This window comes from Cutibacterium avidum 44067 (genome assembly GCF_000367205.1).
Taxonomy (GTDB): Bacteria; Actinomycetota; Actinomycetes; order Propionibacteriales; family Propionibacteriaceae; genus Cutibacterium; species Cutibacterium avidum.
In genome coordinates this window covers 1,417,093-1,439,857 of the sequence record NC_021064.1, presented here as the reverse complement: position 1 = coordinate 1,439,857, position 22,765 = coordinate 1,417,093, and the positions used below count along the sequence as shown (strand labels likewise).

Genomic DNA, 22,765 nt, shown 5'->3' with positions numbered 1-22,765 from the left:
TGCTACTCCGGGCCTGTCGGCCGGCCGCGCGAGGCAGCAGCGGCCTGAGTCAACGCGTCCAGGCAGATCCGTCTGCCTTGGCCTGCTCGGCCAGTCTCCTTACCTCGAGACGATCCACTTTCCCGGAAGCCAGCATGGGAATGGCCTCGACCGTCACGACGATTTGCGGACGAAGTTCCCGTGGCAGATCGACGGTGTCCCGGATACGCTCCGGCTCCTGGCATCCCGCGACGACGGCCGTGACGACCTGGCCCCACCTCTCGTCGGGCAGCCCGACGACGACGCAGTCCTTCACCGACCCGGTTGCGGTGACGGCATCGGCCACCTGGCTGGGGGAGATCTTGAGTCCACCGGAAACGATGAGGTCGTCGGCCCGACCATCGACGGCGAGTCGGCCGTCCTGCCAGTGGGCGATGTCCCCGGTGAGGTACCAATCATCGGCCGGTCCCTCATCGAGATACCCCGACATCACCATCGGACCGGACAGTGACACCCGACCATCCTCGTCCAGACGTACCTGCACCCCGTCGAGCGGAACCCCGTCGTAGACACAACCGCCGCAGGTTTCGCTCATGCCATAGGTCAGTACGATCGGCATCCCCGCAGCCCGAGCGTCGGAAACCAACTGCGAGGAGGTCGCGGCACCCCCGACGAGAATCGCGGAACACCGCGTCAAGGCGTCACGGGCAACTGAGTCATCCATGCAGTCGGTCAGCTGGGTCGGCACCAGGGACAGATGTACCCGACCGTCCGGATCCCTCCGTACCGCTTCGTCGATGGCGTCAGACAGGGCCCGAGGAGTCACCTTCCCCTCGACGACGACCACCGAGCGATCACCGGCTGCGGCCCTGGCGACGACCTGCAGACCGGCAATGTGGTTGGGGGGAAGGGCGAGCACCCAGGTTCCGGCCCCGCCAAGTCGCGCATCCGTGGCGTTGATGGACGCCAGCAGCTGAGCCGCTGAGATACCCACGAGGCGTCCGTGAGCAGAGGTCGACCCGGACGTGCGCATCACGAGCCCGACCTCATCGGGCAGGAAGACCGTCCTCCTCTCGACGTCCTCGAGGGTGGCCACTGGGTTCTCCTCGCTCCCGGCCGGCACGAGAACCGAGCGCGTTGAGCCTTGAAAGAAGCGTGTCAAGCGCTCGGTCAGCCAGACGACGTCTGTCTGGGTGCGTTCCACCCTGACGACGTGCAGTCGTGCGGTCTCGGCCATCGGGCCTCCTGTCGGGTCGTGGTGTCCAGAGGTGAGGAATCAGAAGTAGTACGGGTAGCTGGACCAGTCGGGGGAGCGGTGCTCGAGGAAGGCGTCGCGCCCCTCCTGGGCCTCCGGGGTCATGTACGCCATCCTGGTTGCCTCCCCGGCGAACGCCTGCTGACCGGCGATGCCGTCGTCGACCATGTTGAAGGCGTACTTGAGCATTCGGATGGCTTGCGGGGACTTGCCGGCGATCGTCAGGCCCCACTCGATGGCGGTGCTCTCCAGCTCGACGTGATCGACGGCGCGGTTGATGACCCCCCACCGCTCGGCCTGCTCGGCGGTGTACGTCTCCGCCAGGAAGAAGATCTCGCGGGCCCTCTTGTCACCGATCTGGCGAGCCAGCAGAGCCGAACCATATCCGGCGTCGAAGGAGCCGACATTGGCATCGACCTGCTTGAACCGAGCGTTCTCCCGGCTGGCCACCGCCATGTCGGCCACCACCATGAGGGAGTGGCCACCACCGGTCGTCCAACCAGGAATGGCGGCGATGATCGGCTTGGGGGTGGCGCGCATGAGCCGCTGCACCTCGAGGATGTGGAGACGCCCCAGACGGCCCCTGGCGATCCGCTCTCGGCGGGTGTCGGTGGCCAGGTTCTCGTCGCCGGCCGTCTCCTCGGACTCGTACTGGTAGCCAGCTGCACCGCGAATGCGCTGGTCACCGCCGGAGCAGAAGGAGTATCCGCCGTCGCGCGGGGAGGGGCCGTTCCCGGTCAAGATGATCGCTGCCACGTCAGGGGTGCAGCGTGCCGCGTCGATGCAGCGGTACAGCTCGTCGACGGTGTGCGGGCGGAAGGCGTTGCGGATGGCAGGACGGTCGAAGGCGATCCGCACCACCGGCAGGTCCTCGCCGGCCGGGGCGTGGTCGATCTCTCCACGCGAGATGAGGCGGTGGAAGGTCATGTCGGTCAAGGGGTCGCCGGGAAGGTTGACCTCGCGCCAACGGTCTGCGTCGAAGGTGTCGGAGACGAAAGGATGGGTGCTCACCCGGTGGAAGCTACCACCCCTGGTTAGGCAGTCTCACCTGGGACGACGAGCCAGCCACGACGCCGCGATGACACCTCCGACCGCACCGCCCAGATGGGCCTGCCAGGACACCCCAGCTTGTCCCGGAAGCACACCCCACAGCACAGACCCGTAGATGAGGAAGACGACGATGGCCACCAGGATGTCGCGCAGCCTCTTGGTGAACAGGCCCCGGACCAGCAGATACGCCAACCAACCGAAGACGATCCCGGACGCACCGAGGGTGATGGTTCCCGGTGCGCTGAAGAACCACGCGAAGAGGCCCGAGCACACCGTGATCATGAGCCCCGAGATGACCCAAGTTGATGTCGATTCCATGTAGACGAGCATGCCGAGGACGAAGAGCGGCACGGAGTTACCGGCCAGATGGGCCCAGCCGTAATGCAGCCACGGAGCAGTGAAGATTTCCCACAGTCCCTGACCGGTCCAGGAATGGATCCCGAACTGATCGAGGGTGTTGCCGAGCACGGTGTCGACGACCTCGAGGACCCACATGATCGCGACGACGACAGTCATCACCCCGGCGCTGCTGGCGATGGAGTTCGTGCGGCTCGGTGTTTCGGCCCGACGTCGGCGGACAGGAGTGGACGACGGAGGCAGGTAGGAAGTCATGTATCCAGTGTCGCAAAGAAGAATCGGGAATTTTCTGTGATTTTCCTCACAAAAGACCCGTCGATGTGGTTCTATCGTTCCCAACACACGAAACGGATGCCGCAAGAGCGGTAGAAGGTCGAGGAGGACCGTATGGCGGACCAGCAGGACGTCTTCGAGCCTGATCAGAGCATCATCGACAACGCCTGGGTCTCGGACTGGAAGACGCTCGAGGAGAAGGCCAAGGCCGACCCAGTCGCTTACTGGGAGGAACGAGCCCGGGGAGCTTGAATGGTCGAAGCCGTGGGACAAGATCCTCGACGATTCAGGCAAGCCCTTCTTCAAGTGGTTCACCGGTTCCAAGACGAACATCGTCACCAATGCGGTGGACCGTCACCTCGATACCGCCCGTCGGAACAAGTTGGCTCTCATCTGGGTCGGTGAGGACACCGACGAGGTGCGCACCTTCTCCTACTTCGCCCTCAACCGCGAAGTCGAGCAGATGGCGAACGTCCTCGAGGCCATGGGCGTGCACAAGGGTGACGTCGTCACCATCTATCTGCCTCGGATCCCCGAGATCTTCTTCGCGATGTTGGCCTGCGCCAAGATCGGCGCCGTTCACTCGGTGGTCTTCGCCGGTTACTCCTCAGATGCCCTCAACCAGCGCATTGACGGCTCGGAGTCCAAGGTTGTCATCACCGCTGACGGGTCGTGGATCAACGGCAAGGTCTTCCCGATGAAGCAGATCGTCGACGATGCGGTGAAGTTCTCACCGACCGTGGAGAACGTCATCGTCGTCAAGAACACGGCCACCGAGGTCACCATGGACCCGACCCGGGACCACTGGTATCACGAGCTGTGCAAGTTGCCGATTGCCAAGGGAAAGTGCCAGACCGTCCAGGTGGACGCCGAGGATCCGTTGTTCATCCTCTACACGTCGGGCTCGACCGGTAAGCCGAAGGGAGTTGTCCACACTCACGGTGGTTACCAGGTGCATTTGTCGGCAACCATGAAGTACTGCATGGACATCCACGAGGAAGATCGCTGGTGGTGCACCGCTGATCCGGGCTGGATCACCGGCACCTCCTACGTCATCTACGCCCCGCTGCTGCGCGGCGCGACCACCTTCATGGCCGAGGGCAGTCCGGTTTTCCCCTACCCGGATGTGTGGTGGCAGCTCATCGAGCATTACGGCATCAACAGCATGTTCACCGCTCCGACGGCCATCCGTACCCTGATGCGCTTCGGCGAGGCCTGGGTACGCAAGCACGACCTGTCCAGCCTGCGCATGCTCGGCTCGGTCGGCGAGCCGATCAATCCGGAGGCCTGGCGTTGGTTCCACGACGTCGTCGGCGACGGCACGTGCCCGATCACCGACACTTGGTGGCAGACCGAGACCGGCATGTTCCAGATCACCACGGTTCCCTCCATGCCTCTCAAACCCGGCGCCGCTGGTCGACCGGTTTTCGGTCAGGAGGCTGCTGTCGTGGACGAGGAGGGCAACGAACTGCCCGCCGGCAAAGAGGGCTTCCTGGTCCTCAAGAACCCGTGGCCCGCCATGATGCGTACTCTCTACAAGGATCCCGACCGTTACCTCGACACCTACTGGTCGAAGTATCCGGGGGCCTACCTCACTGGCGACTCCGCCCGTATCGACAAGGACGGCTACATCTGGATCATTGGTCGTACCGACGACGTCATCAAGGTGTCCGGTCATCGCATCGGCACCGCCGAGGTCGAAGCTGCCGTCGGCTCCCACCCGGCCGTCGCCGAGTGCGCCGCGATCGGTCTGCCGCACGAGGTCAAGGGCAATGCGATCCACATGGTCGTCGTGCTCAACACTGGATATGAGCCGTCCAAGGATCTCATCGCCGACATCCGCGGCCACGTAGCCGAGACCCTCTCGCCGATCGCAAAGCCCGACGCCATCGAGTTCGTCGAGAAGTTGCCGAAGACTCGCTCGGGCAAGATCATGCGTCGCGTCCTCAAAGCTCGTGCCTTGGGGGAGGACGAGGGGGACCTGTCGACCCTGGAGGACTGAGCCACTCCACTGACGTGCGAGGGCCGGGACACCATCTGGTGTCCCGGCCCTCGCGATGGTTCTCGACGGCGTAGCCACGCAGGGGCACGGTTCCTCAGTCCATGCCAGAGGTCTCCAGGCCCTGCACCAGGTAGCGCTGCAGGACGAGGAAGACAATGACCACCGGCACGATGGCCACCAGGGCGCCGGCGAAGAGCTCGGAGTAGTTGACTCCCTGGCTCGTCATGAACCGACTCAAGGTGAGCTGGACGGTCGTGGTGTTGTCGCGAGCCACCAGCAGCGGCCACAGGAAGGAGTTCCAGGCGCCGATGAAGGTGATCGTCGAGACGGCCGCGATGATTCCTTTGGAATTGGGGACGACAATGCGCCACATCGTCGTCCACGGATTGGCTCCGTCGAGGTTCGAAGCCTCCTCCAGCTCCTTGGGGAACTCCAGCAGGGATTGCCGAAACATGTAGGTCGCGAAGGCCGAGAACATCATCGGGATGATGAGGCCACGGTAGGAGTCGATCCACCCGAATCGGGTCGTCATGATGAAACTCGGCACGAAGGTGACAGCGGTCGGCACCATGAGGGTGAGCACCGTCAGACGCAACACCACCGTCGCAGCCTTGCTGCGGAATCGCGCCAGCCCGTAGCCAGCCATGAAACTGACGATGACCGTCAGCACCGTCTGGCCGACGGCCTGGATGGCCGAGTGGACCATCGCCCCAGGCAGGTTGAGGTCAGTGTCGGAGAAGAGATCCCGCAGCACCGAGAAGTCGAGGTTGTCAGGCAACCACTTCCAGTCCGCGGCGACGAAGGCCTCCGAGCTGCTGAAGGCATTGCGGAAGATGACGTAGAAGGGCAGCAGGAAGAGCAGGGCCAGGATGAACAGCACGACGATCTTGAGACCGTGCAAGAGGCTCCCCGAGCGGCCCGTGACCATGTGGGAACGTTCCTCAGCCATCGGACACCTCCTTGCGGTGGGTCTTGGCGGCCTGCTTGATGGCCTTCTTCTCGCGACGCTCCTGGCCACTCATGAGCCAGTTCTGGGCCAGTCCGAACAGCACGATGATGGCGGTGAGGGTGACGGTCCCGGCGCCACCCATACCGAGATCCTGGTCGGCTCCACCGACGCTGATGAGGTACAGGTGCACCAGCGGGGGGCGAGCGTAGGGCGGGTAGGTGCCTGAGGAGGACAACAAGTTGTAGAACTCGTCGAAGGCCTGGAAAGCACCGATGAGCAGCAGCATGAGGACGGCCGCACTCACTCCCCGCAGCTGCGGCATGGTGACGTGACGCAGGGTCGCCCAGCGGCCGGCACCGTCAATCGCGGCAGCTTCATAGGTGTCGGTGGGAATGCGGTTGAGACCCGCGATGAGCAGAATCATGTAGTAGCCGACCTGCAGCCACAACCGCAGTGAGATCAGCGCGATCCAGTACCAGTAGCCCACTCCGGACAGCCAGTCGATGTTGTTACCGCCGACCTTGCGCAGCAGGGAGTTCGCCAGGCCGAACCGTGCTCCGTTGAAGAAGCTGAGTCGCCAGACCATTGCCGCGACGACGTAGGAACAGGCTGTCGGGATGAAGAAGGAGGAGCGGAAGAAGGCCCGGAACTTGCTGACGTTGTTGAGGGCCAGCGCAAGGGCCAGGGAACAGACGTAGGTGAGCGGAACAATGAAGACCGCGAAGATGATGAAGACCAGCATCGAGTTGCGGAACAGGGTGTCCGACAACAGGTTCTGGTAGTTCGCGAAACCGACGAACTTCGTGGGGGACAGGGTTGCCCGGGCGTCGAAGAGCGACAGGTAGGCGCTCCAAATGATCGGGATGTAGACGAAGACCAGCAGTCCGATCAGGAACGGCGCAACGAACAGGGCAAACCAGAGGTTACGCCCCTGGTGCCCCCGAACCCGCTGCCAGAAACTGCGGGTGGGGGGCACCGAGACTGCCGACGAACTCACTTGTTGACGCGCTTGAGCTCGGCCTTGGCCGTCGACTGCACTCCGGCAAAGGCCGACTTCGGGTCTGCACCCTTCTTGACGACGTTCGTGAGCGCGGCGCTGTAGGCGTCAGAAATTTTGGAGGTCCAGAAGAGGCTCGCGGCCTTGCCGTGCTTGTCGACCATCTCGGCAGCGGCCTTGCCTGCGCCGCTGCTGATCTGGGAGCACTTGTCGGTGAGGTCAGGCTGCGACGGGATGTGGGTGCCGTAGGAGTTGGCGAAGTCGACCTGCTTGTCGGTCTGATCGACCCACAGCCACTTGGCGTACTTCTTGGCGGCCTCGACGTCATTGTTTGCTCCCTTGGCAGCGACACAGGAACCGTAGGCGCCGAAGGGCACGGCCTGCTTGCCGGACTTACCGATGGCAGGGAACGGGATGACGCCGAAGTCGTCCTTCCACTTCTTGGAGATGTCGCCCAACGACCACAGGCCACCCCACTGCATGGCGGTCTCGCCATTGGTGAAGGGGGAGGCGTCGAACCAATCCTTGGAGGCGGCAGTCAGCAGGGCGCCGGACTTGTAGAAGTCGCGGTAAGCGGCGACGGCGTCGAAGAAGGCCTGCTCCATGAAGGCGACATCAGTGTGGTCATCGTTGAGCTGGTCGAATCCGGAGGCCCAGATGAGGAGGTTGCCGAGCACACCGACGCCACCGTCGTTGCCGGCGAAGAAGCCGCCCATCTCCTTGGTCTTGACGGCCTTGGCAGTCTCGACGAGCTGCTCGAAGGTGGTCGGGGCCGACAGCTTGGCCTTCTCCAGGGCCGACTTGCGGTAGTAGAGCAGCTGCATGTCGACGACCTGCGGGATCGCGTAGATCTTGCCGTCGAGGGTCATGCGATCTAGCACCGGCTTCGAGAACTTGGACTTGGCGTCACCGATGGTGTCGGTGAGATCAACAACCTGACCCTTCTGAATCATGTCGAGGGTGGCGCCGTACTCAGACTCGAAGACATCAGGGATGCCCGATCCGGACAGCAGGGTGGTGCTCAGCAGCTTCATGTAGTCGGTACCGGGGTTCCATTTCACGGTAACCGTGGCGTCCTTGTAATCTTTGGCGTAGCGATTGACGGCCTGCTGGACCCCCTTCTCGCCGTATTCGTGGTACCACTGGACGATTTTTCCGGAGCCACCCGAAGCGGCGCTGGACTTCGAGTCGGTGGAGACGCCACCGGTGTTCGATCCGCATGCGGTCAGGACCGCGGCAGTGGCCAAACCGGCGGATGCGCTGAGGAAGTGACGGCGAGAGAAATTCATGACGGCAGCTTAAACCTCAAACTGTTGAAATTTCACCCGTTGATCGTGGTGTTCGCCATTCGAATAGCTGTGGACTCGTGTGGCTGAGCCGTCTTCGGCCCAGATGGCATCATGCAAGGGCCGCATTCGCACCTTGGACATCAGGAGGACCATGACTCACGCAGACGGCGACCTGCCCCAGCTCCAGGCAGCTGACGGCCCATGGAGCATCTATCTGCACGTGCCGTTCTGTGCGTCCCGGTGCGGATACTGCGACTTCAACACCTATGTGCTCTCAGCCATGGGGGAGGACGCCATCTCTGGTTACCTGGAGGCGGCTCATCGCGAGTTGGACCTCGCTGGGCAGATGTGGAGACGGCGTCCGGCGGTGTCCACCATTTTCTTCGGGGGAGGCACTCCGACGATGCTCACCCCGGCCCAACTGGGAGAGCTCGTCGATCACATCCGTACTGCGTGGGGGATCGACGACGACGCCGAGATCACCACGGAGGCCAACCCGGAAACCCTGGACGAGGATGTGCTTTCTGGGTTGCTCGCGGCCGGGATCAACCGATTGTCCATGGGAATGCAGTCCTCCGATGAGTCCGTCCTGACGATTCTGGATCGTCGTCACCGGCCCGGGCGTGCCGTGGAGATGGCAAGGCTGGCCCGCCAGGTGGGATTCGACGACGTCAGCCTCGACCTCATCTTCGGCACTCCCGGGGAGGACATGGATTCCTGGCGGTGCAGTCTCGAGGCCGCGCTGTCGGCCGAGCCCGATCACGTCTCCGCCTACTCCCTCATTGTTGAGGAGGGCACCAGGCTGGCAGCGCGCATCCGGCGTGGCGAATTATCGATGACTGACGAGGACGACCTCGCCGACAAGTACCTCATCGCCGAGAAGGCCCTCACCGAGGCGGGGTACGTCAACTACGAGGTGTCGAACTGGGCCCGGTCCCGCGACGGTCATGACCACCGGTGTCGTCACAACATGGCGTACTGGCTGGGACATGACTGGTGGGGGATTGGTCCTGGAGCCCACTCCCACGTGAACGGGACGAGGTGGTGGAACGTCAAGCATCCTGCTATGTACCGGAGCAGGCTGGCCGAGGGTCGTCTGCCCGTCGAGGACCACGAGGTCCTCGACACGGAGCAGCATCATGAGGAGACGGTGCTGCTGCAGCTGCGTCTGGCTGACGGGTTGCCGTTATCCGAGCTGACGGAGGTGGAACGTCACCGGGCTGACCACGTCGTGGAGCAGGGACTCGGGGCGATCCAGGGCAGTCACCTGGTGCTCAACCTGGCCGGGCGAATGGTGGCCGACAGGATCATCACGGATCTGCTGGTGTGAGGTCATTGCGCGGGTGGCCATGCCGGGCGGGTCATTTCAGCTGGTGATGCACGGCTTGTCGTCATGGCCATGCGTGGCAATACAGTGGCTACCGTGATCGACCGGTATTCCCACGACGTCCTCGCAAGTGGCTGGCGCACCTCTCACATGAAGGCAAGCGTCGATATGCCATTGGAACTCGACATGGTCGTCGAGGATCCATCGAGCGGATACGTCGGGGCCGTCGTCGCGTGGCAGAACGGCTTGGTCGTGCTCGAGGATCGCAAGGGCAAGCGCAAGTCCTTCCCCATCGGTCCGGGTTTCTGGGTGGACGGCAAGCCCGTCAATCTGTGCATCCCCCCTCGTCAGGGCAGTGCCAGCATCAAGCACACGGCGTCGGGGTCCGTTGCCGGAGCGGCTGGGCCAGCCCGCGTTGCGCTTCCCAGCCGCATCTACGTCGAGGGTCGTCACGACGCCGAACTCGTCGAGAAGATCTGGGGAGACGACCTGCGCCACGTCGGGGTCGTCGTGGAATACATGGGCGGTATGGACGACCTGGTCGGAATCGTCGCCGAGTTCAAGCCGGGCCCCGGGCATCGACTGGGAGTGCTCGTCGACCACCTCGTCGCCGGAACCAAGGAATCCCGCGTGGCTGACGAGGTGAGACGCGGCGGATATGGCGAGTACGTCATGATCACCGGACACCGGTTCATCGACATCTGGCAGGCCATCAAGCCCGAGCGGATCGGACGGAAGGGGTGGCCGGAGGTTCCGATGGACGAGGACTTCAAGCTCGGCACCCTGAAACGTCTCGGCCTGCCACACTCCACCCAGGCCGACGTGGGCAAGGCCTGGCAGGCCATGTTGAAGAGGGTGCGCGACTGGCACGACCTGGATCCACGGTTCAACACCGAGATGGAGAAACTCATCGACTTCGTCACCTGTGACCATGTCGACGAGCTGGACGATGGGGAGACGGCATGAGTATCGACGCCGAGACGGTCTGCGACCTCATCCGGGACGTCAGTGCCAGGATCATCGACCCGCGGTTCCGGTCCCTGAATGATCACCAGATCCACCAGAAGAAGCCCGGAGACTTCGTCACCGACGCAGATCGTCAGGCCGAGAAGGAGCTTGGTGCGGCGCTGACCAAGCACGCCGGTGGGGTCGTCGTCGGGGAGGAGTCCGCCTTTGCCGACCCGACCATCCTCGACGCCGTTCCGGGCGCCGACCTGGCGTGGGTCATCGATCCCATCGATGGCACGAAGAACTTCGTCCACGGATCGGTGGACCACGGGGTCATGCTCGCTCAACTTATTCGTGGCGAAACGGTGAGGGCCTGGATCTGGCAGCCCCAGCACGGCCACATGTGGTGTGCTGAGCGCGGTGCCGGGGTCACCTGCGACGGTCAGACGGTGACCCGCGACGGGTCCCACATCCCGGTTCGCGCCGCGACGACCCATGAGGCTTACAAGATCGCCTCACCACAGGTGGAGTGGCGGATGTCGAAGTGGTGCTGCGCGGTGGACTACCCACTGATCTGCCTGGGGGAGAACGACGTCACCGCCTATCAGCACTCCTACCCATGGGATCACCTGCCTGGCACCCTTATGGTGCGCGAGCTCGGCGGGGTTGTTCGGACTGTCGACGGGGCGGAGTACGGGCCTCGCGAGATGTCGGGAACACTCGTCGTCGCAGCCGACGAGGATGCCTACCGGGTGGTTGCTGAACTGCTGCGCTGAGTTAGCCGTGCGGGGCCGGGTCCGCATCAGGCCAGCTGGGGAGGAACGTGCCCGGTCACCGGGGTGAGCGGGATCTCGACGGGGACTCTCTCGGCGAGATCGGCGCGCTGCTTCATGACGGCGGTCGCATCGATCGGGTGCCCGTGGCCAGGTACGTAGACGCCTACACCATCGGTGCCGGTGATGACCGAGTCAATGGCGCGCGGCCAGCCGCGGACATCGGTCGTCTCGTCGGACTGTGGCTCCCCTGCGGTCTCCACCAGGTCCCCGACGAAGGTCACCTTCTCGTCGCGGACGATGACGACGAGGTCCCCGTCGGTGTGGGCCGGACCGGGGTGGATGACCTCGGCGCCGACGCCGCCCAGGTCGACATAGGCCATCAGCGCGATGGGATGGTCGACCCGGAGATCAGGACAGTGAGCCAGGGCGGCCTCATGCATCCAGGTCTCAGCCCCGTCAATCCCAGGGAGCCCGCCGCTGTGGTCATAGTGATGGTGGGTGATGACGACCCGATCAACCGGACGACCTAGCATGCATGCCGCCGACATCGCCAGGGCGTGTCCCTGTTCAGGAGCCGAGCCGGTGTCGATGAGGAGGACATGATCGTCACCGGCGACCAGTCCGCAGGTGACGGCTTCTGGTTCGACGACGGCCGTCCATACCCGGGCAGTGAGAGCGGACCACTGGGGAGTCTCGGGATTCGTCGACATGGCCACCAGTGTGGCACGTCCCGGGGGGTGCGCTGCCAGCGAGAGAGGCAGAAGGACGTCAGGTGAACGCGATAAGGTGGCACTCGGCACCTGAGAGTGCCAAAGTGGGACTTGTACCCGATGGGATCGCGTGAGGAGGGATTGTGCTCGACGACCGCAAGCTCGACGTGCTCAAGGCCATCGTCACCGATTACGTCTCCAGCAAGGAGCCGGTGGGTTCCAAGGCTTTGGTGGAACGCCACGGACTTCGGGTGTCCCCGGCAACCGTTCGCAATGACATGGCCGTCCTGGAGGAGGAGGGGTACGTCACCCACCCCCACACCAGCGCCGGTCGTATTCCGACTGACAAGGGGTATCGCCTCTTCGTCGACCGGATCGCCACCCTCAAACCGCTGTCCGGGCCAGAGCGCCGGGCCATCCAGGCCTTCATGACCGGAGCCGTCGACCTCGATGACATCGTGCGTCGCACGGTGCGACTGCTCGCCCAGATCACTCACCAGGTCGCCATCATGCAGTATCCGGTGGCGACGACGGCGACGATCCGTCACCTCGAGTTGGTGAGCCTGTCGACCGACCGCATCCTCATCGTCCTCATCATGTCCTCGGGGTCGGTGGAGCAGCGGATCGTGGAGCTTCCCGGTCACGACGAGCAGAATCTTGTCGCCCTTAGCGCCCGGCTCAACCGGGCCCTCGTCGGTCTGACGGTGGCAGAGGCCGTCGACTCCCTCAATCGGCTTCTTGACGAACTCGGGCCGGCTGAGGGGCCGCGCGCGACCTCCGTCGTCGCGACCGTCCTGGAGATCCTCGCCGTCGACCCATCCGCCCGCGTGGTGGTTGCCGGGGTTCCCAATCTCACCGCATTCGGTGCACAGTGGGAGACGACGGTGCGTCCGGTTCTGGAGGCTCTCGAGGAGCAGGTCGTCCTGATGCGATTGCTCGGCGAGGCCACCGCTGGAGAAGCCGGTGAGGTCACGGTGCGTATTGGTGCCGAGAACACTGACGTGCCCTTCCAGTCCACCTCACTGGTGGCAAGCACATATGGATCCGACGATACCCTGTCGAGTCTCGGCGTGGTCGGACCCACCCGAATGGACTACCCCTCAACCATGGCAGCCGTGCGAGCCGTGGCCCGTTATGTGGGCCGGTTCCTGGCAGAAGGATGATCCTTGAGCAACGACTACTACGAGATTCTCGGTGTTTCCCGCGATGCGAGCGCCGACGAGATCAAGAAGGCTTATCGCCGCAAGGCCATGAAACTCCACCCCGATGTCGCCGGACCGGGATCCGAGGACGAGTTCAAGAAGGTCCAGGAGGCCTATGAGGTGCTCCAGGATCCGCAGAAACGCGCCGTCTTCGACCGTGGTGGTGACCCGAACGCCCGCATGGGCGGATTCGGGGAGGGAGGATTCAGCAGCGCTGGATTCGACTTCACCAACCTCGTTGACGCCATGTTCGGTGGTGGAACCTCCTTCGGTGGTGGCGGACGTGGGCCACGCTCCCGGACCCGGCGAGGTCAGGACGCCCTGGTGCGGATGTGCCTGAGCCTGGCCGAGGCGGTGTTCGGCGTCACCAAGCCGCTGGAGGTCGACACCGCAGTTGTGTGTCCCAAGTGTCAGGGCAAGGGGGCCGAGTCCGGCTCCGAGCCCGTCACCTGCAACACCTGTCAGGGACGCGGTGAGGTCATCACGGTGCAGCGTTCCTTCCTGGGCGACATTCGCACCAGCCAGCCTTGCCCGACCTGTCGTGGTTACGGCACGGTCATTCCGGATCCGTGTCAGGAGTGCTCCGGTGAGGGACGAGTGCGCACCACCCGCACCATCAACGTCAAGATTCCTGCTGGTGTTGCCGATGGCAACCGGATCCACCTGGATTCGCAGGGAGAGGTGGGGCCCGGTGGTGGCCCGGCAGGTGATCTGTACATCGAGATGACGATCAGCCCGCATGAGGTCTTCACCCGCGAGGGTGACAACCTCGAGATGGTCGTCACGATTCCGATGACGGCGGCTGCGCTGGGAACCAAGGTTCCGGTGCACACCCTCGAGGCCGATCGCGAGGACTTCGAGGAGTCCCAGAAGTCGGTCACCGTCGAGGTGCCGGCAGGAACCCAGTCGGGAACCCGCATCGTCGTGCCTGAGCGGGGAGTGCCGCGGCTGCGTCGTGGCGGTCGGGGTGACCTGGGCGTCACCTTCATTGTTCAGACACCGACCAAGCTCGACTCCCACCAGAAGGACCTGTTGCGCCAGTTGGCCGAGGTCCGCGGGGAGACCAAGGTGTCGGCGTCCGTGGAGAAGTCGGGTGGACGCGGCATGTTCTCCCGCATCAAGGAAGCCTTCGGCGGATGAGTGACGCCTGCTTCCTCGGGGAGGTTGCCGGGGCCACGCCCGGGTCGGTGGTCGAGATCACCGGTGCGGAAGGCCACCATGCCGGTTCGGTGCGCCGCATTCGGGTGGGGGAGTCCGTCCTCGTCACCGACGGCGTGGGACATGCGGTGCGCGGACCTGCCGTCGAGGTGACGAAGGGATCCGTGAGCGTCGAGGTGACCGAGGTGCTCGAGGTCCCTGTCACGGCTCACCGCTGGGTTGCCGTCCAGGCCCTGCCGAAAACCGACCGCGCTGAGCTTGCGGTGGCAACCCTCACCGAGATGGGTGTCCACGAGATCTTGGCCTGGCCGGCCGATCGCAGCATCGTGCGCTGGAAAGGCGACAGGCAGGCCAAGGGTGTGGCGAAGTGGCAGGCGGCTGCCCGTGAGGCCACCAAGCAGTCACGACGATTCCTCGTTCCCCAGGTTGAATTGGCGCAGACCAAGGATGTGGTTGAGAGGATTCGCGATGCTGACGCTGCCTATGTGCTCCACGAGTCGGCCACCGAGCCTCTGGTGAGCCAGGACCTGCCCGAGTCTGGTGAGGTGATCGTCATCGTCGGGCCTGAGGGCGGCATCACCGACCAAGAAGTTGAGTCCTTCGTGGCTGCCGGAGCTCGCCCGGTCACCGTCTCCGATGGGGTGTTGCGGACCTCGACCGCAGGCGTGGTCGGCCTCGCCCAGTTGCAGGCCATGGTCGGTATGGCTGAGTGAGAGCATCCCGCAGCGCGTCGTACCTGGCATGACGATGGGGCCGGACGGATGATCCGTCCGGCCCCATCATTGGCGTGGAGAGCGTGTCGCCGTGGCACGACGGCATCTCAGTGGATCACTTCTTCTTGGTGGCGCCACCAAGAGCGACGGCGAGCAGGCCGCCGATGAGACCGAGATTCTTGAGGAACTGGATCTGCTCACCGATCTTCTCGTCGTCATCCTTCTCCCAGAAGGGGTGGCCAGCGAGAGTCACGGGGACGAGCTGGGCAGCCAGGATGGTGGCGGCCAGACGCGGCTTGATGCCGAGGGCCAGCAGGGATCCAGCGGTCAACATGGTGCAGCCGTTGGCCTTGACCAGCAGGTTGGGATCAACATCGGGGATCTGAGAGGTAGCTGCCTCAGGCAGCTTCGCGAGCAGTCCGTCGACAGCGCCGGAAAGCTGATCGGCGCTCTTGATCTCGCCGAGGCCTCCGGTGATGAAGATCGCCGACAGAGCGGAACGGGCGGTGAACTTGGCAAGGGACATGAATCCTCCTGGCTGATAGGTGCTACTTCCATCGTGCCCCACCACGGGTCGCTGGGGTGGTCGCGTTCGCGTTTAGGTGACGAATCCACTTTTGTTTCATGACGACAACACAGAGACGGTGGCGGTGACGGACGAGTGGTGCGATTCGTGCGTGATCCCCGGGGTGTCACTGGGTCAGCGCGAGTGCCAGCGGCAGAACAGGGCCAGACCCAGCTCGCCTCAACAGGCGTGCGCCGACAGTCATCGTCCATCGCGTGGATATGACGTCGTCGACGAGGAGAACAGGGGCGCCGCCGAGGTGGGACAGGCGGGACATGAGTTGTGGCCCGACGCTGAAACGATCATGCACGTCGCGGAGGCGATAAGCCGAGTTCCTTGACGGATCGAGACGTGGGGCATTCTCTGCGAGATCGAGACCGCCAAGATCCTGGAGGCGGCCAGCGCGGGCGAGCCCCGAGGCGAGAGAGTCGATGAGGTGAGGTCGGGTGACGGATGCCACTCGGACCACGGCGGCTGGACGATGCTCCCAATCCCACTCGGCCAGCACCCGGATGCAAGCCTTGGCCAATGCTGGGGTGATCTCGGTGTCGATGGGCACGCCGTCGGCGTCGTTACGAAGCAGGTCTCGCAACGGGCCGCCCCAGCCCAGATCAGAGAGCCTGGCGATGACCCGTCCTTCCTCGGCCGTCTCGTCGGCGCTGATGCGACCTTTGAGGCCAATTCCCAGGGTGTCCATGCCTGACGGCCAGGTCATGCGCGGTTCGACGGGAACACCGACCCGATCCAGGGTGGTCGTCGCCGAGGACGATGCCGCCGGGTCAATGTCCGTCGGGTACCAAGGTCCGGCGCAAACATCGCAGCGACCGCAGGGAGCCGCCGACGGGTCGTCGAGCTGTCCGGTGAGGAAGGCCATCCGGCAGGTGTCCAGCCGTTCGTAAGTGAGCATGGCCTGTTGCTCATCGCGTCGCGCCTGGGATATCCGCTCGTAGCGCTCGGTGTCATGGATCCACGGCTTTCCGGTCGCCCGCCAACCACCACGAACCTTCTCGACCGCCCCATCGACCGCCATCACCTTGAGCAGCAGATCGAGCTGACTGCGTTTGATGTCGACGCGGGTCTCCAACGCCGGCACCGACAGCACCTGACCGTTGGACAGTGCTCCCAGAGTAGTGTCGGCACGTTCCTGGGTAGGCATGGATGCGGTTGCGAAGTAGGTCCATATCCCCTGGTCCTCAGGACCCGGAAGCAGCAGGACGTCAGCGTTCTCGGTGGCGCGGCCGGCCCGTCCGACCTGCTGATAGTAGGCGATGGGGGAGTTCGGTGCTCCCAGATGAACGACGAATCCCAGATCGGGTTTGTCGAACCCCATGCCGAGGGCACTGGTGGCGACGAGGGCTTTCACCTGGTTGTTGCGCAGAGCCTCCTCGAGGACGGCCCTTTCCTCCGGGTCCGTGCGTCCGGTATAGGCCTGCACTTGGTGTCCGGCCTCGGCCAGTGCTCGAGCGGTGTCCTCCGCCGTGGAGATCGTCAGACAGTAGATGATCCCGGAGCCGGGCAGTTCACCCACGTGCTGCACGAGCCAGGCCAGACGATCGGCTGGCCTGGGCAGGTTGAGCACACCGAGACGCAGAGACGTCCGGGCCAACGGCCCGCGCAGCACGAACACGTCGTCACGGTCGTGGCCTGGTGCGATCTGTTCGGCGACGTCCTGGACGACTCGCGAATTGGCGGTGGCCGTCGTCGCCAGCACCGGGATCTCGGCAGGCAGTGCCGAGACGAGATCCCGGATACGTCGGTAGTCAGGACGGAAATCATGGCCCCAGTCCGAGATGCAGTGGGCTTCGTCGATGACGAGCATTCCCAGTCGCCTCACCAGATCAGGCAGTTGCTCACTGGCGAACTTCGGATTGACGAGTCGTTCCGGAGATACGAGCAGAACGTCGATCTCGTCAGCGTCGAGACGACTGGTGATGTCAGCCCACTCCGTGACATTGGCCGAGGAGATCGCGGCGGCTCGCACACCTGCGCGCTCCGTTGCAGCCACTTGGTCGCGCATGAGGGCGATGAGAGGGGAGACGATGAGGGTCGGTCCGAAGTCGGCAGCTCGTTGCAACAGAGCAGCGACGAAGTAGACCGCCGACTTTCCCCATCCGGTGCGTTGCACCACCAGTGCACGTCGGCGGTGGGCCACCAAGGCCTCGACCGCCTCCCACTGGCCGGGGTGGAACTCGGCATCATCGCGACCGACGAGACAGCGCAGGATTGCCAATCCGCGGCTGTGCAGGTCACCGTCCGGTGCTTCAGACATTGGTGTCATGGCCCCTCCCCTCGACGCTCATCATGGCTGTGGACGCCGACAGTTTCGGGTCGAGGCTCCGGAACACCAGGAGAACAGCGAAATCAGAACGGCAACGGCAGCTGGTCGATGACGTCTTGAGCCTGGGACTGCTGGGCGGAGACGATGCTGCCGAGCCACTCGACGATGGCTGTCTGGGTGGTTTCGTCGAATCCCTGCACGACGTCGAGGTACTCGGCTCCACTGTTCGCGGCAGCATCACAAAGCCGCACGACGTCCCCGGGAGCCTGGGCGTCGACGACGTCGAGGGCGGACAGGAAGGCGTCACGATTCTCGATCAACTGAGTTCGGCCCGCGTCAGTCGGCTGTACCTTGCCAATGAGGGACCTGAGCCTCTTGACCCGCTCGGCGCGCGCCGAGACGAGGTTGTCGAGGGCTCCCTGCCATACCAGCCCGGACAGCCGGTCGCGCGACATGAAGAGGCGACGAATCTGGCGGTACCAGGCCTCCAGGGCCGACAGGTTGCCGAGGTAGGTGACGTTGTGGGCGATGATCCTGTCGAGCTTGGCGTAGCTGGCCGGGGTCACCGGACGCTGCCGACCGGCGGGCGGAGGAGTGAGGACGAGCTGGTCGTCGTCGGGGATGTCGTCACGCAGGATCGACCCAGCCCCGACCACGGTTCCGAATCCGGTCGCCACCGGACCGACCGTCCCACCCTGACCGCCGAGGAAGATCGGGTGCTGGTTGAGCAGCACCCCGTGCGGGACGTCGCCGAAGAGGGATGCCGTCGTCTTGTCGCCGTCAGGAGTGAAGTTGAAGTGAATGTAGGACGACCCGACCTCGGAGTGATCCGACCGAGAGGTTCCTCCGGCCATGAGGACGTCACAGAAGTTGATGAGGCTGCCGAGGGTGACGAATGGCAGCAGAACGGTCTGCTTGAGGCCGACGGTGTGGGCCCCGCTGGCCTCTTCCTCGAGGATGGTGCCGCCACGGACGTGCGCGCCCGATGCCATGTTCGCTCCGGCCAGGAAGACGGCGTCCTGGGCGAAGCCGCCCTTGAGCTTGACTCCGGTGCCGAGCTGGCAGTCCTGGATCGTCATGGGGGTTTCGTCGCCGAGCACGCACCCGGCGGAGATGACCGTGCGACGGCCACGAATCCGACATCCGGGGCCAATGACGACACCGTCACCGCTGATGTTGTCGACGTCGACGTCGTCGTCAATGTCGACGGTCAACGGATTGGGGATGCGAACACCCCTGTCGATGAGTTTGGCCACTTTCTCCAGGCCACGCGGTTGCAGCGCAGGGGAGTTGACGTCCATCGATGGTCCTTTCGGGGTGGCGGTTCGTACCGACCAGCGTAGTCAGTCGTGCTGACGGCCGCGGGCCATGACGAGCCAGGCCGCTGCGACGACGAAAGCCATGCCGACCATCTGCACCGGGGTGAGGGTCTGGCCCAGGATGAAGAATCCTGCAGTTGCGGCCACGGCCGGTTCCATACCGGTGAAGACGCCATAGACCGTGGTGTCAATGTGGCGCAGGGCGTACATCTCCAGGCTGTAGGGCAGGGCGGAGGACATCAGAGCTACCACGAGACCAATGAGGAGGTGACGGGGCTGGACGAGGTCAGCCCCCTGGGCAACGAATCCGATCGGCAGCAGGACGACCGAGCTCAGCGCGATGGCCCACCACAACCCCTCGAGCTTCGACCAACTCGCCCCGACGAGCTGTGCTGACTTGGCGTAGAGGGCCCAGAAGATACCGGCGGTGAAGGCCAGCAGGAGGCCGAGAATGCTGATGCTGGCCCAATCGGCATTGAGGGCACCGGAGACCCCGACGACACCGCCCAGAGCGAGCAGGATCGCCAACCAGTCACGCACTGAGTGGCTTCCCAGGGCGGCCATCCCCAGTGGCCCGAGGAACTCGACGGTCACCGCCACACCCAGCGGCAATCGCTCCAGGGAGAAGTAGAAGGCGGTGTTCAAGCCGCCCAGGGCGATGACCAGAGCCAGCACCCTCATCCAGTCGTCGCGGGTGTGGCCGTGTAGATGAGGTCTGACGACAGGGGCCATGAGAAGGGCGGCCAGCGACATTCGCAACGCAACGGTTCCCAGCGGTCCCACCTGAGGGATGAGGGTGGCAGCCAAAGCTCCCCCGATTTGAACTGAGAGGACAGCTCCTAACATGAGAAAAACTCCGCGCACGGGGCCCACCATAGTGGCGTACCTGCCACGATCATGGCGCTGCTGTCGGTTCGCCGTGCCCTGGAGGGTCTGGATCGATGCCCCACACTCGGTGTATCGGTTCTGTGGCTGACCTCAGCGCGGCACCACCAGGGCGAATCCTGACAGGGTCAGGCCGGTGAACAAGCCTCCGGAGCGTTCTTGGGCTTTCTTTGCTGCTGATGGGTCCACTTCTTTGATCATGGCGCCGGTTTCCAGGTCGTAAAGTCTGATGACAGGACTGTCGGTGGCGGTGTCGACCACCCCGACGGTTTTGCCTTGGATTCGGGGTGACTTTCCCTGGTCTGCGGCCAAGTGGGTGTTCACGATGAGGCGGGATTTTCCAGTGGTCAGGTCAGTGGCCACGACTTGCCCGGACAGGAGGGTCCAGATGAATTCATGTCCCATGATGACCGCGTCTGAGCCGCTGTCCTCGCGGACTCCTCTGCCGTCGATCGTATTGAGGGGTTTCCCGTGTTCATCGGTGATCGGGATCTGCCGGGCTGATCCTGTTTCCAGATCAAAGAATGCCAAGGTGGTTTGGGGATATGTCGCTTTTTGTTCCATGACGTTGCTCCCAAGCGCACGACGAGATCCCTCCCGTGGCATGCGAGGCCGCTGTTGGGGGTCAATCCCCACCGGGGTCTCATAAGAGTTCCGAGATCTACTGTTTTGTGGTGCTGCCGGTCGACACGGAATAATTGTACCCCTGAAGGGTCATGGTTTGTGTTATATGATAGCCCGTAGATCTGATTGTTACACAGTATAATTTCAGACACCCAGTGCGGTATGTGCATCGAAGCGCCGTTGGTGAATTCGAGGAGGAATGTGTACCCGTCGGGATTTGATGGATCCTCGCCCCAATTTGACAAGAAGGCGAATTCTCCGCCGCCGAGGGGGTATGGGTTGATGAATTGTGAATCCGGTACATAAGAATCGTGACGGGGTATGATCCTAGTTCCGGATTTCCCTATGACGTACATGTTGGAAAAGTCAATGAAGTCGACATTTCCATCACTATCGGAGCTGGCTTTGGTGTATCGGGGTGCGTTTTCAAGTTTTTTGAGTTCATGGGTGGTGTCGCCGTCGAGGGACAGAAAACCCGAGCGATTGAAGATGGGGTCATTTGGTTGGCTCCAGGATGCGGCGATCCTGACGTCGTCGGGAAGCGTATCGGCTTCACTGATGGAACTCGTTCTGACTTTTCCGCACGCGCTGGTCGTGATGAGACAGATCGCCGCGACCATGCAGGTCGCGAACCTTGTGCGCTTGTGTCGATTGCGTGTTTCTCTCATGGTTATTGGCGCGGTTTCCATCCTCAGTACTTCCCGGAGGTGAGCCACATTGCTCACAGCGTAGCCACAGGCTAGCAGTAGGGGCCGTACCGGAGAGGGACAAGGTGGTGTCCCTGGTCCCCTCTGGCCCGGCGCGCCCAGGGGGGACTCGTCAATACAATGACGCCCATGCCATTCGGATTCGACGTCACCTCGCACCTCGACGACTCCTATGGGCGCACTGGCGTCATCCACACCCCGCACGGTGATATCGAGACGCCGGCCTTCGTCGTCGTCGGGACCAAGGCCACCGTCAAGTCCCTGCTGCCTGAGTCCGTGGCGCAGCTGGGAGCTCAAGCCGTGCTGGCGAATGCCTACCACCTCTTCCTGCAGCCGGGGCCAGACCTCGTCGACGAGGCTGGCGGACTGGGACGGTTCATGAACTGGCCCGGCCCAACCTTCACCGATTCCGGCGGCTTCCAGGTGCTCAGTCTCGGCGCCGGGTTCAAGAAGACCCTGGCGATGGACGTCTCGGAGCTCACCGAGGAAGACGTCATTGCTGCCGACGCCGACCGCAAGGCCATGGTCGACGACGACGGCGTCACCTTCCGCAGCCCGCTCAATGGTGACCTCCATCGCTTCACTCCTGAGGTGTCGATGGGGATTCAGCACCATCTCGGTGCGGACATCATGTTCGCCTTCGACGAGCTGACTACGCTCATGAATACCCGCTCCTACCAGGAGGAGGCGTTGGAGCGGACGCGACGGTGGGCCGAACGCTGTCTGGCTGAGCATCGTCGCCTCACCGAGGCCCGGGTCGGCAAGCCGTACCAGGCTCTCTTAGGGGTCATCCAGGGAGCCCAGTACGAGGACCTGCGCCGCAAGGCCTGCCGGGATCTGTCGCAGATGGAGATCGACAGCCAGCGTTTCGACGGCTTCGGCCTGGGAGGTGCCATCGAGAAGGTCAATCTCGGGCGGATCGTCACCTGGTGTGCCGAGGAACTTCCGGAGGATCGTCCCCGTCACCTGCTGGGCATCTCCGAGCCTGACGACCTCTTCGCCGCCTGCCGTGCTGGTGCCGACACCTTCGACTGCGTCAATCCCTCCCGGGTGGCCCGCAACGCCGCCATCTACACCGTCGACGGGCGCTACAACGTCAACACCGCTCGATTCCGGCGTGACTTCGGTCCGTTGGAGGAGGGCTGCGACTGCTACACCTGCACCCATTACTCCCGTGCCTACCTCCACCACCTGTTCAAGGCGAAGGAGATGCTTGCCAACACCCTGGCGACGATCCACAACGAACGCTGGACGGTTCGGCTCGTCGACCAGATACGCGCTGCCATGCGTAACGGGGAGTTGGATGCCCTCGAGACCGAGTTCATGGGTCGCTGGAATGCCAATGGTGGAAGGCTGGCCAAGGCCAACTGACAAGCCTGTTCTCCCTCATCTCATCCTCGCG

22 protein-coding genes are annotated in these 22,765 nt (G+C 63.7%); 10 read left to right on the top strand and 12 right to left on the bottom strand.

Translation table 11 applies throughout. The features are described 5' to 3' along the window. Nucleotides 1-49: 49 nt before the first annotated feature. The 3 genes from PALO_RS06570 to PALO_RS06560 are packed head-to-tail and all read right to left on the bottom strand — an operon-like array spanning nt 50 to nt 2,800. Entirely contained in the window at nt 50-1,216 is a 1,167-nt protein-coding gene (locus tag PALO_RS06570; RefSeq protein WP_015582916.1) for an AMP-binding protein, read from the bottom strand. Between the two features lie 39 nt (nt 1,217-1,255). Further along, nucleotides 1,256-2,245, bottom strand: a complete 990-nt coding sequence (locus PALO_RS06565; protein ID WP_015582915.1) for a 1,4-dihydroxy-2-naphthoyl-CoA synthase — start codon at nt 2,243-2,245, stop codon at nt 1,256-1,258. A 33-nt stretch (nt 2,246-2,278) separates the two neighbouring features. After that, entirely contained in the window at nt 2,279-2,800 is a 522-nt protein-coding gene (locus PALO_RS06560; protein WP_015582914.1) for a rhomboid family intramembrane serine protease, read from the bottom strand. A gap of 228 nt (nt 2,801-3,028) precedes the next feature. Between PALO_RS06560 and PALO_RS12865 the strand changes: the two genes are divergently transcribed. Together PALO_RS12865 and acs are read left to right on the top strand one after the other, a co-directional pair. Beyond that, a complete protein-coding gene (locus tag PALO_RS12865; protein ID WP_015582913.1) occupies nt 3,029-3,166 on the top strand; it encodes a hypothetical protein in 138 nt (45 codons plus the stop codon). A gap of 22 nt (nt 3,167-3,188) precedes the next feature. After that, a complete protein-coding gene (gene acs / locus PALO_RS06550; RefSeq protein ID WP_080634303.1) occupies nt 3,189-4,916 on the top strand; it encodes an acetate--CoA ligase in 1,728 nt (575 codons plus the stop codon). A 94-nt stretch (nt 4,917-5,010) separates the two neighbouring features. Here acs and PALO_RS06545 read toward each other — a convergent pair whose 3' ends face one another. The 3 genes from PALO_RS06545 to PALO_RS06535 are packed head-to-tail and all read right to left on the bottom strand — an operon-like array spanning nt 5,011 to nt 8,151. Then, the gene (locus tag PALO_RS06545; RefSeq protein WP_015582911.1) at nt 5,011-5,865 is read right to left on the bottom strand and encodes a carbohydrate ABC transporter permease; all 855 of its coding nucleotides are present in this window, start codon (nt 5,863-5,865) and stop codon (nt 5,011-5,013) included. Further along, on the bottom strand, nt 5,858-6,862 hold the full coding sequence (locus PALO_RS06540) for a carbohydrate ABC transporter permease (RefSeq protein ID WP_016667413.1): 1,005 nt from the start codon (nt 6,860-6,862) through the stop codon (nt 5,858-5,860). Before PALO_RS06540 ends, PALO_RS06545 begins: the two co-directional genes overlap by 8 nt. Next, nucleotides 6,859-8,151 carry an ABC transporter substrate-binding protein gene (locus PALO_RS06535; RefSeq protein WP_015582909.1) on the bottom strand — a complete coding sequence of 431 codons (1,293 nt, stop codon included), beginning with the start codon at nt 8,149-8,151 and terminating at the stop codon, nt 6,859-6,861. The genes PALO_RS06540 and PALO_RS06535 overlap by 4 nt, the downstream gene beginning before the upstream one ends. A 139-nt stretch (nt 8,152-8,290) precedes the next feature. Between PALO_RS06535 and hemW the strand changes: the two genes are divergently transcribed. The 3 genes from hemW (at nt 8,291) to PALO_RS06520 (ending at nt 11,202) form a co-directional block, all read left to right on the top strand. Next, nucleotides 8,291-9,481 (top strand): radical SAM family heme chaperone HemW, encoded by a 1,191-nt coding sequence (gene hemW, locus PALO_RS06530; RefSeq protein WP_171023492.1) that lies wholly within the window; start codon nt 8,291-8,293, stop codon nt 9,479-9,481. Between the two features lie 84 nt (nt 9,482-9,565). Then, nucleotides 9,566-10,444, top strand: a complete 879-nt coding sequence (locus PALO_RS06525) for a DUF3097 domain-containing protein (RefSeq protein WP_177166467.1) — start codon at nt 9,566-9,568, stop codon at nt 10,442-10,444. Continuing rightward, nucleotides 10,441-11,202 (top strand): inositol monophosphatase family protein, encoded by a 762-nt coding sequence (locus PALO_RS06520; protein WP_015582906.1) that lies wholly within the window; start codon nt 10,441-10,443, stop codon nt 11,200-11,202. The genes PALO_RS06525 and PALO_RS06520 overlap by 4 nt, the downstream gene beginning before the upstream one ends. Before the next feature lie 26 nt (nt 11,203-11,228). Here the strand turns inward: PALO_RS06520 and PALO_RS06515 are convergent, their stop codons facing one another. Beyond that, complete coding sequence (locus PALO_RS06515) at nt 11,229-11,912, bottom strand: MBL fold metallo-hydrolase (protein ID WP_023032594.1); 684 nt, start codon at nt 11,910-11,912, stop codon at nt 11,229-11,231. Nucleotides 11,913-12,055: 143 nt separating this feature from the next. Between PALO_RS06515 and hrcA the strand changes: the two genes are divergently transcribed. From hrcA to PALO_RS06500, 3 genes are read left to right on the top strand one after another with little or no spacing between them, the layout of a single operon-like run. Next, the gene (gene hrcA / locus PALO_RS06510; RefSeq protein WP_015582904.1) at nt 12,056-13,075 is read left to right on the top strand and encodes a heat-inducible transcriptional repressor HrcA; all 1,020 of its coding nucleotides are present in this window, start codon (nt 12,056-12,058) and stop codon (nt 13,073-13,075) included. Nucleotides 13,076-13,078: 3 nt separating this feature from the next. After that, on the top strand, nt 13,079-14,254 hold the full coding sequence (gene dnaJ / locus PALO_RS06505) for a molecular chaperone DnaJ (RefSeq protein WP_015582903.1): 1,176 nt from the start codon (nt 13,079-13,081) through the stop codon (nt 14,252-14,254). Continuing rightward, nucleotides 14,251-14,985, top strand: a complete 735-nt coding sequence (locus PALO_RS06500) for a 16S rRNA (uracil(1498)-N(3))-methyltransferase (protein ID WP_015582902.1) — start codon at nt 14,251-14,253, stop codon at nt 14,983-14,985. The genes dnaJ and PALO_RS06500 overlap by 4 nt, the downstream gene beginning before the upstream one ends. A 115-nt stretch (nt 14,986-15,100) precedes the next feature. Here PALO_RS06500 and PALO_RS06495 read toward each other — a convergent pair whose 3' ends face one another. The 5 genes from PALO_RS06495 to PALO_RS12860 form a co-directional block, all read right to left on the bottom strand. Continuing rightward, nucleotides 15,101-15,511, bottom strand: a complete 411-nt coding sequence (locus tag PALO_RS06495; protein ID WP_015582901.1) for a DoxX family protein — start codon at nt 15,509-15,511, stop codon at nt 15,101-15,103. A 166-nt stretch (nt 15,512-15,677) separates the two neighbouring features. Beyond that, a complete protein-coding gene (locus PALO_RS06490) occupies nt 15,678-17,828 on the bottom strand; it encodes a RecQ family ATP-dependent DNA helicase (RefSeq protein ID WP_041710062.1) in 2,151 nt (716 codons plus the stop codon). Between the two features lie 83 nt (nt 17,829-17,911). Continuing rightward, nucleotides 17,912-19,129 (bottom strand): UDP-N-acetylglucosamine pyrophosphorylase, encoded by a 1,218-nt coding sequence (locus tag PALO_RS06485; protein ID WP_015582899.1) that lies wholly within the window; start codon nt 19,127-19,129, stop codon nt 17,912-17,914. A gap of 42 nt (nt 19,130-19,171) precedes the next feature. Continuing rightward, nucleotides 19,172-20,023: an EamA family transporter gene (locus tag PALO_RS06480; protein WP_041710060.1), complete on the bottom strand. Its 852-nt coding sequence runs from the start codon at nt 20,021-20,023 to the stop codon at nt 19,172-19,174. Nucleotides 20,024-20,125: 102 nt separating this feature from the next. Next, nucleotides 20,126-20,596 carry a hypothetical protein gene (locus tag PALO_RS12860; RefSeq protein WP_015582897.1) on the bottom strand — a complete coding sequence of 157 codons (471 nt, stop codon included), beginning with the start codon at nt 20,594-20,596 and terminating at the stop codon, nt 20,126-20,128. A 405-nt stretch (nt 20,597-21,001) separates the two neighbouring features. Here PALO_RS12860 and PALO_RS12855 point away from each other — a divergent pair, with 405 nt between their 5' ends. Next, nucleotides 21,002-21,367 carry a hypothetical protein gene (locus PALO_RS12855; protein ID WP_238137851.1) on the top strand — a complete coding sequence of 122 codons (366 nt, stop codon included), beginning with the start codon at nt 21,002-21,004 and terminating at the stop codon, nt 21,365-21,367. A 125-nt stretch (nt 21,368-21,492) separates the two neighbouring features. Continuing rightward, nucleotides 21,493-22,734 (top strand): tRNA guanosine(34) transglycosylase Tgt, encoded by a 1,242-nt coding sequence (gene tgt, locus PALO_RS06470; RefSeq protein WP_015582895.1) that lies wholly within the window; start codon nt 21,493-21,495, stop codon nt 22,732-22,734. The last annotated feature ends 31 nt before the right edge of the window (nt 22,735-22,765 follow it).

Excerpts from the sequence above, each read along its gene's own strand:
- PALO_RS06570 (WP_015582916.1), bottom strand. The coding sequence starts at position 1,216 with ATGGCCGAGACCGCACGACTGCACGTCGTCAGGGTGGAACGCACCCAG.
- PALO_RS06560 (WP_015582914.1), bottom strand. The coding sequence starts at position 2,800 with ATGACTGTCGTCGTCGCGATCATGTGGGTCCTCGAGGTCGTCGACACC.
- PALO_RS12865 (WP_015582913.1), top strand. The coding sequence starts at position 3,029 with ATGGCGGACCAGCAGGACGTCTTCGAGCCTGATCAGAGCATCATCGAC.
- PALO_RS06545 (WP_015582911.1), bottom strand. The coding sequence starts at position 5,865 with ATGGCTGAGGAACGTTCCCACATGGTCACGGGCCGCTCGGGGAGCCTC.
- PALO_RS06535 (WP_015582909.1), bottom strand. The coding sequence starts at position 8,151 with ATGAATTTCTCTCGCCGTCACTTCCTCAGCGCATCCGCCGGTTTGGCC.
- PALO_RS06520 (WP_015582906.1), top strand. The coding sequence starts at position 10,441 with ATGAGTATCGACGCCGAGACGGTCTGCGACCTCATCCGGGACGTCAGT.
- PALO_RS06515 (WP_023032594.1), bottom strand. The coding sequence starts at position 11,912 with ATGTCGACGAATCCCGAGACTCCCCAGTGGTCCGCTCTCACTGCCCGG.
- PALO_RS06500 (WP_015582902.1), top strand. The coding sequence starts at position 14,251 with ATGAGTGACGCCTGCTTCCTCGGGGAGGTTGCCGGGGCCACGCCCGGG.
- PALO_RS06495 (WP_015582901.1), bottom strand. The coding sequence starts at position 15,511 with ATGTCCCTTGCCAAGTTCACCGCCCGTTCCGCTCTGTCGGCGATCTTC.
- PALO_RS06490 (WP_041710062.1), bottom strand. The coding sequence starts at position 17,828 with ATGACACCAATGTCTGAAGCACCGGACGGTGACCTGCACAGCCGCGGA.
- PALO_RS06485 (WP_015582899.1), bottom strand. The coding sequence starts at position 19,129 with ATGGACGTCAACTCCCCTGCGCTGCAACCGCGTGGCCTGGAGAAAGTG.
- PALO_RS06480 (WP_041710060.1), bottom strand. The coding sequence starts at position 20,023 with ATGGTGGGCCCCGTGCGCGGAGTTTTTCTCATGTTAGGAGCTGTCCTC.
- PALO_RS12860 (WP_015582897.1), bottom strand. The coding sequence starts at position 20,596 with ATGGAACAAAAAGCGACATATCCCCAAACCACCTTGGCATTCTTTGAT.
- PALO_RS12855 (WP_238137851.1), top strand. The coding sequence starts at position 21,002 with ATGACGTACATGTTGGAAAAGTCAATGAAGTCGACATTTCCATCACTA.
- tgt (WP_015582895.1), top strand. The coding sequence starts at position 21,493 with ATGCCATTCGGATTCGACGTCACCTCGCACCTCGACGACTCCTATGGG.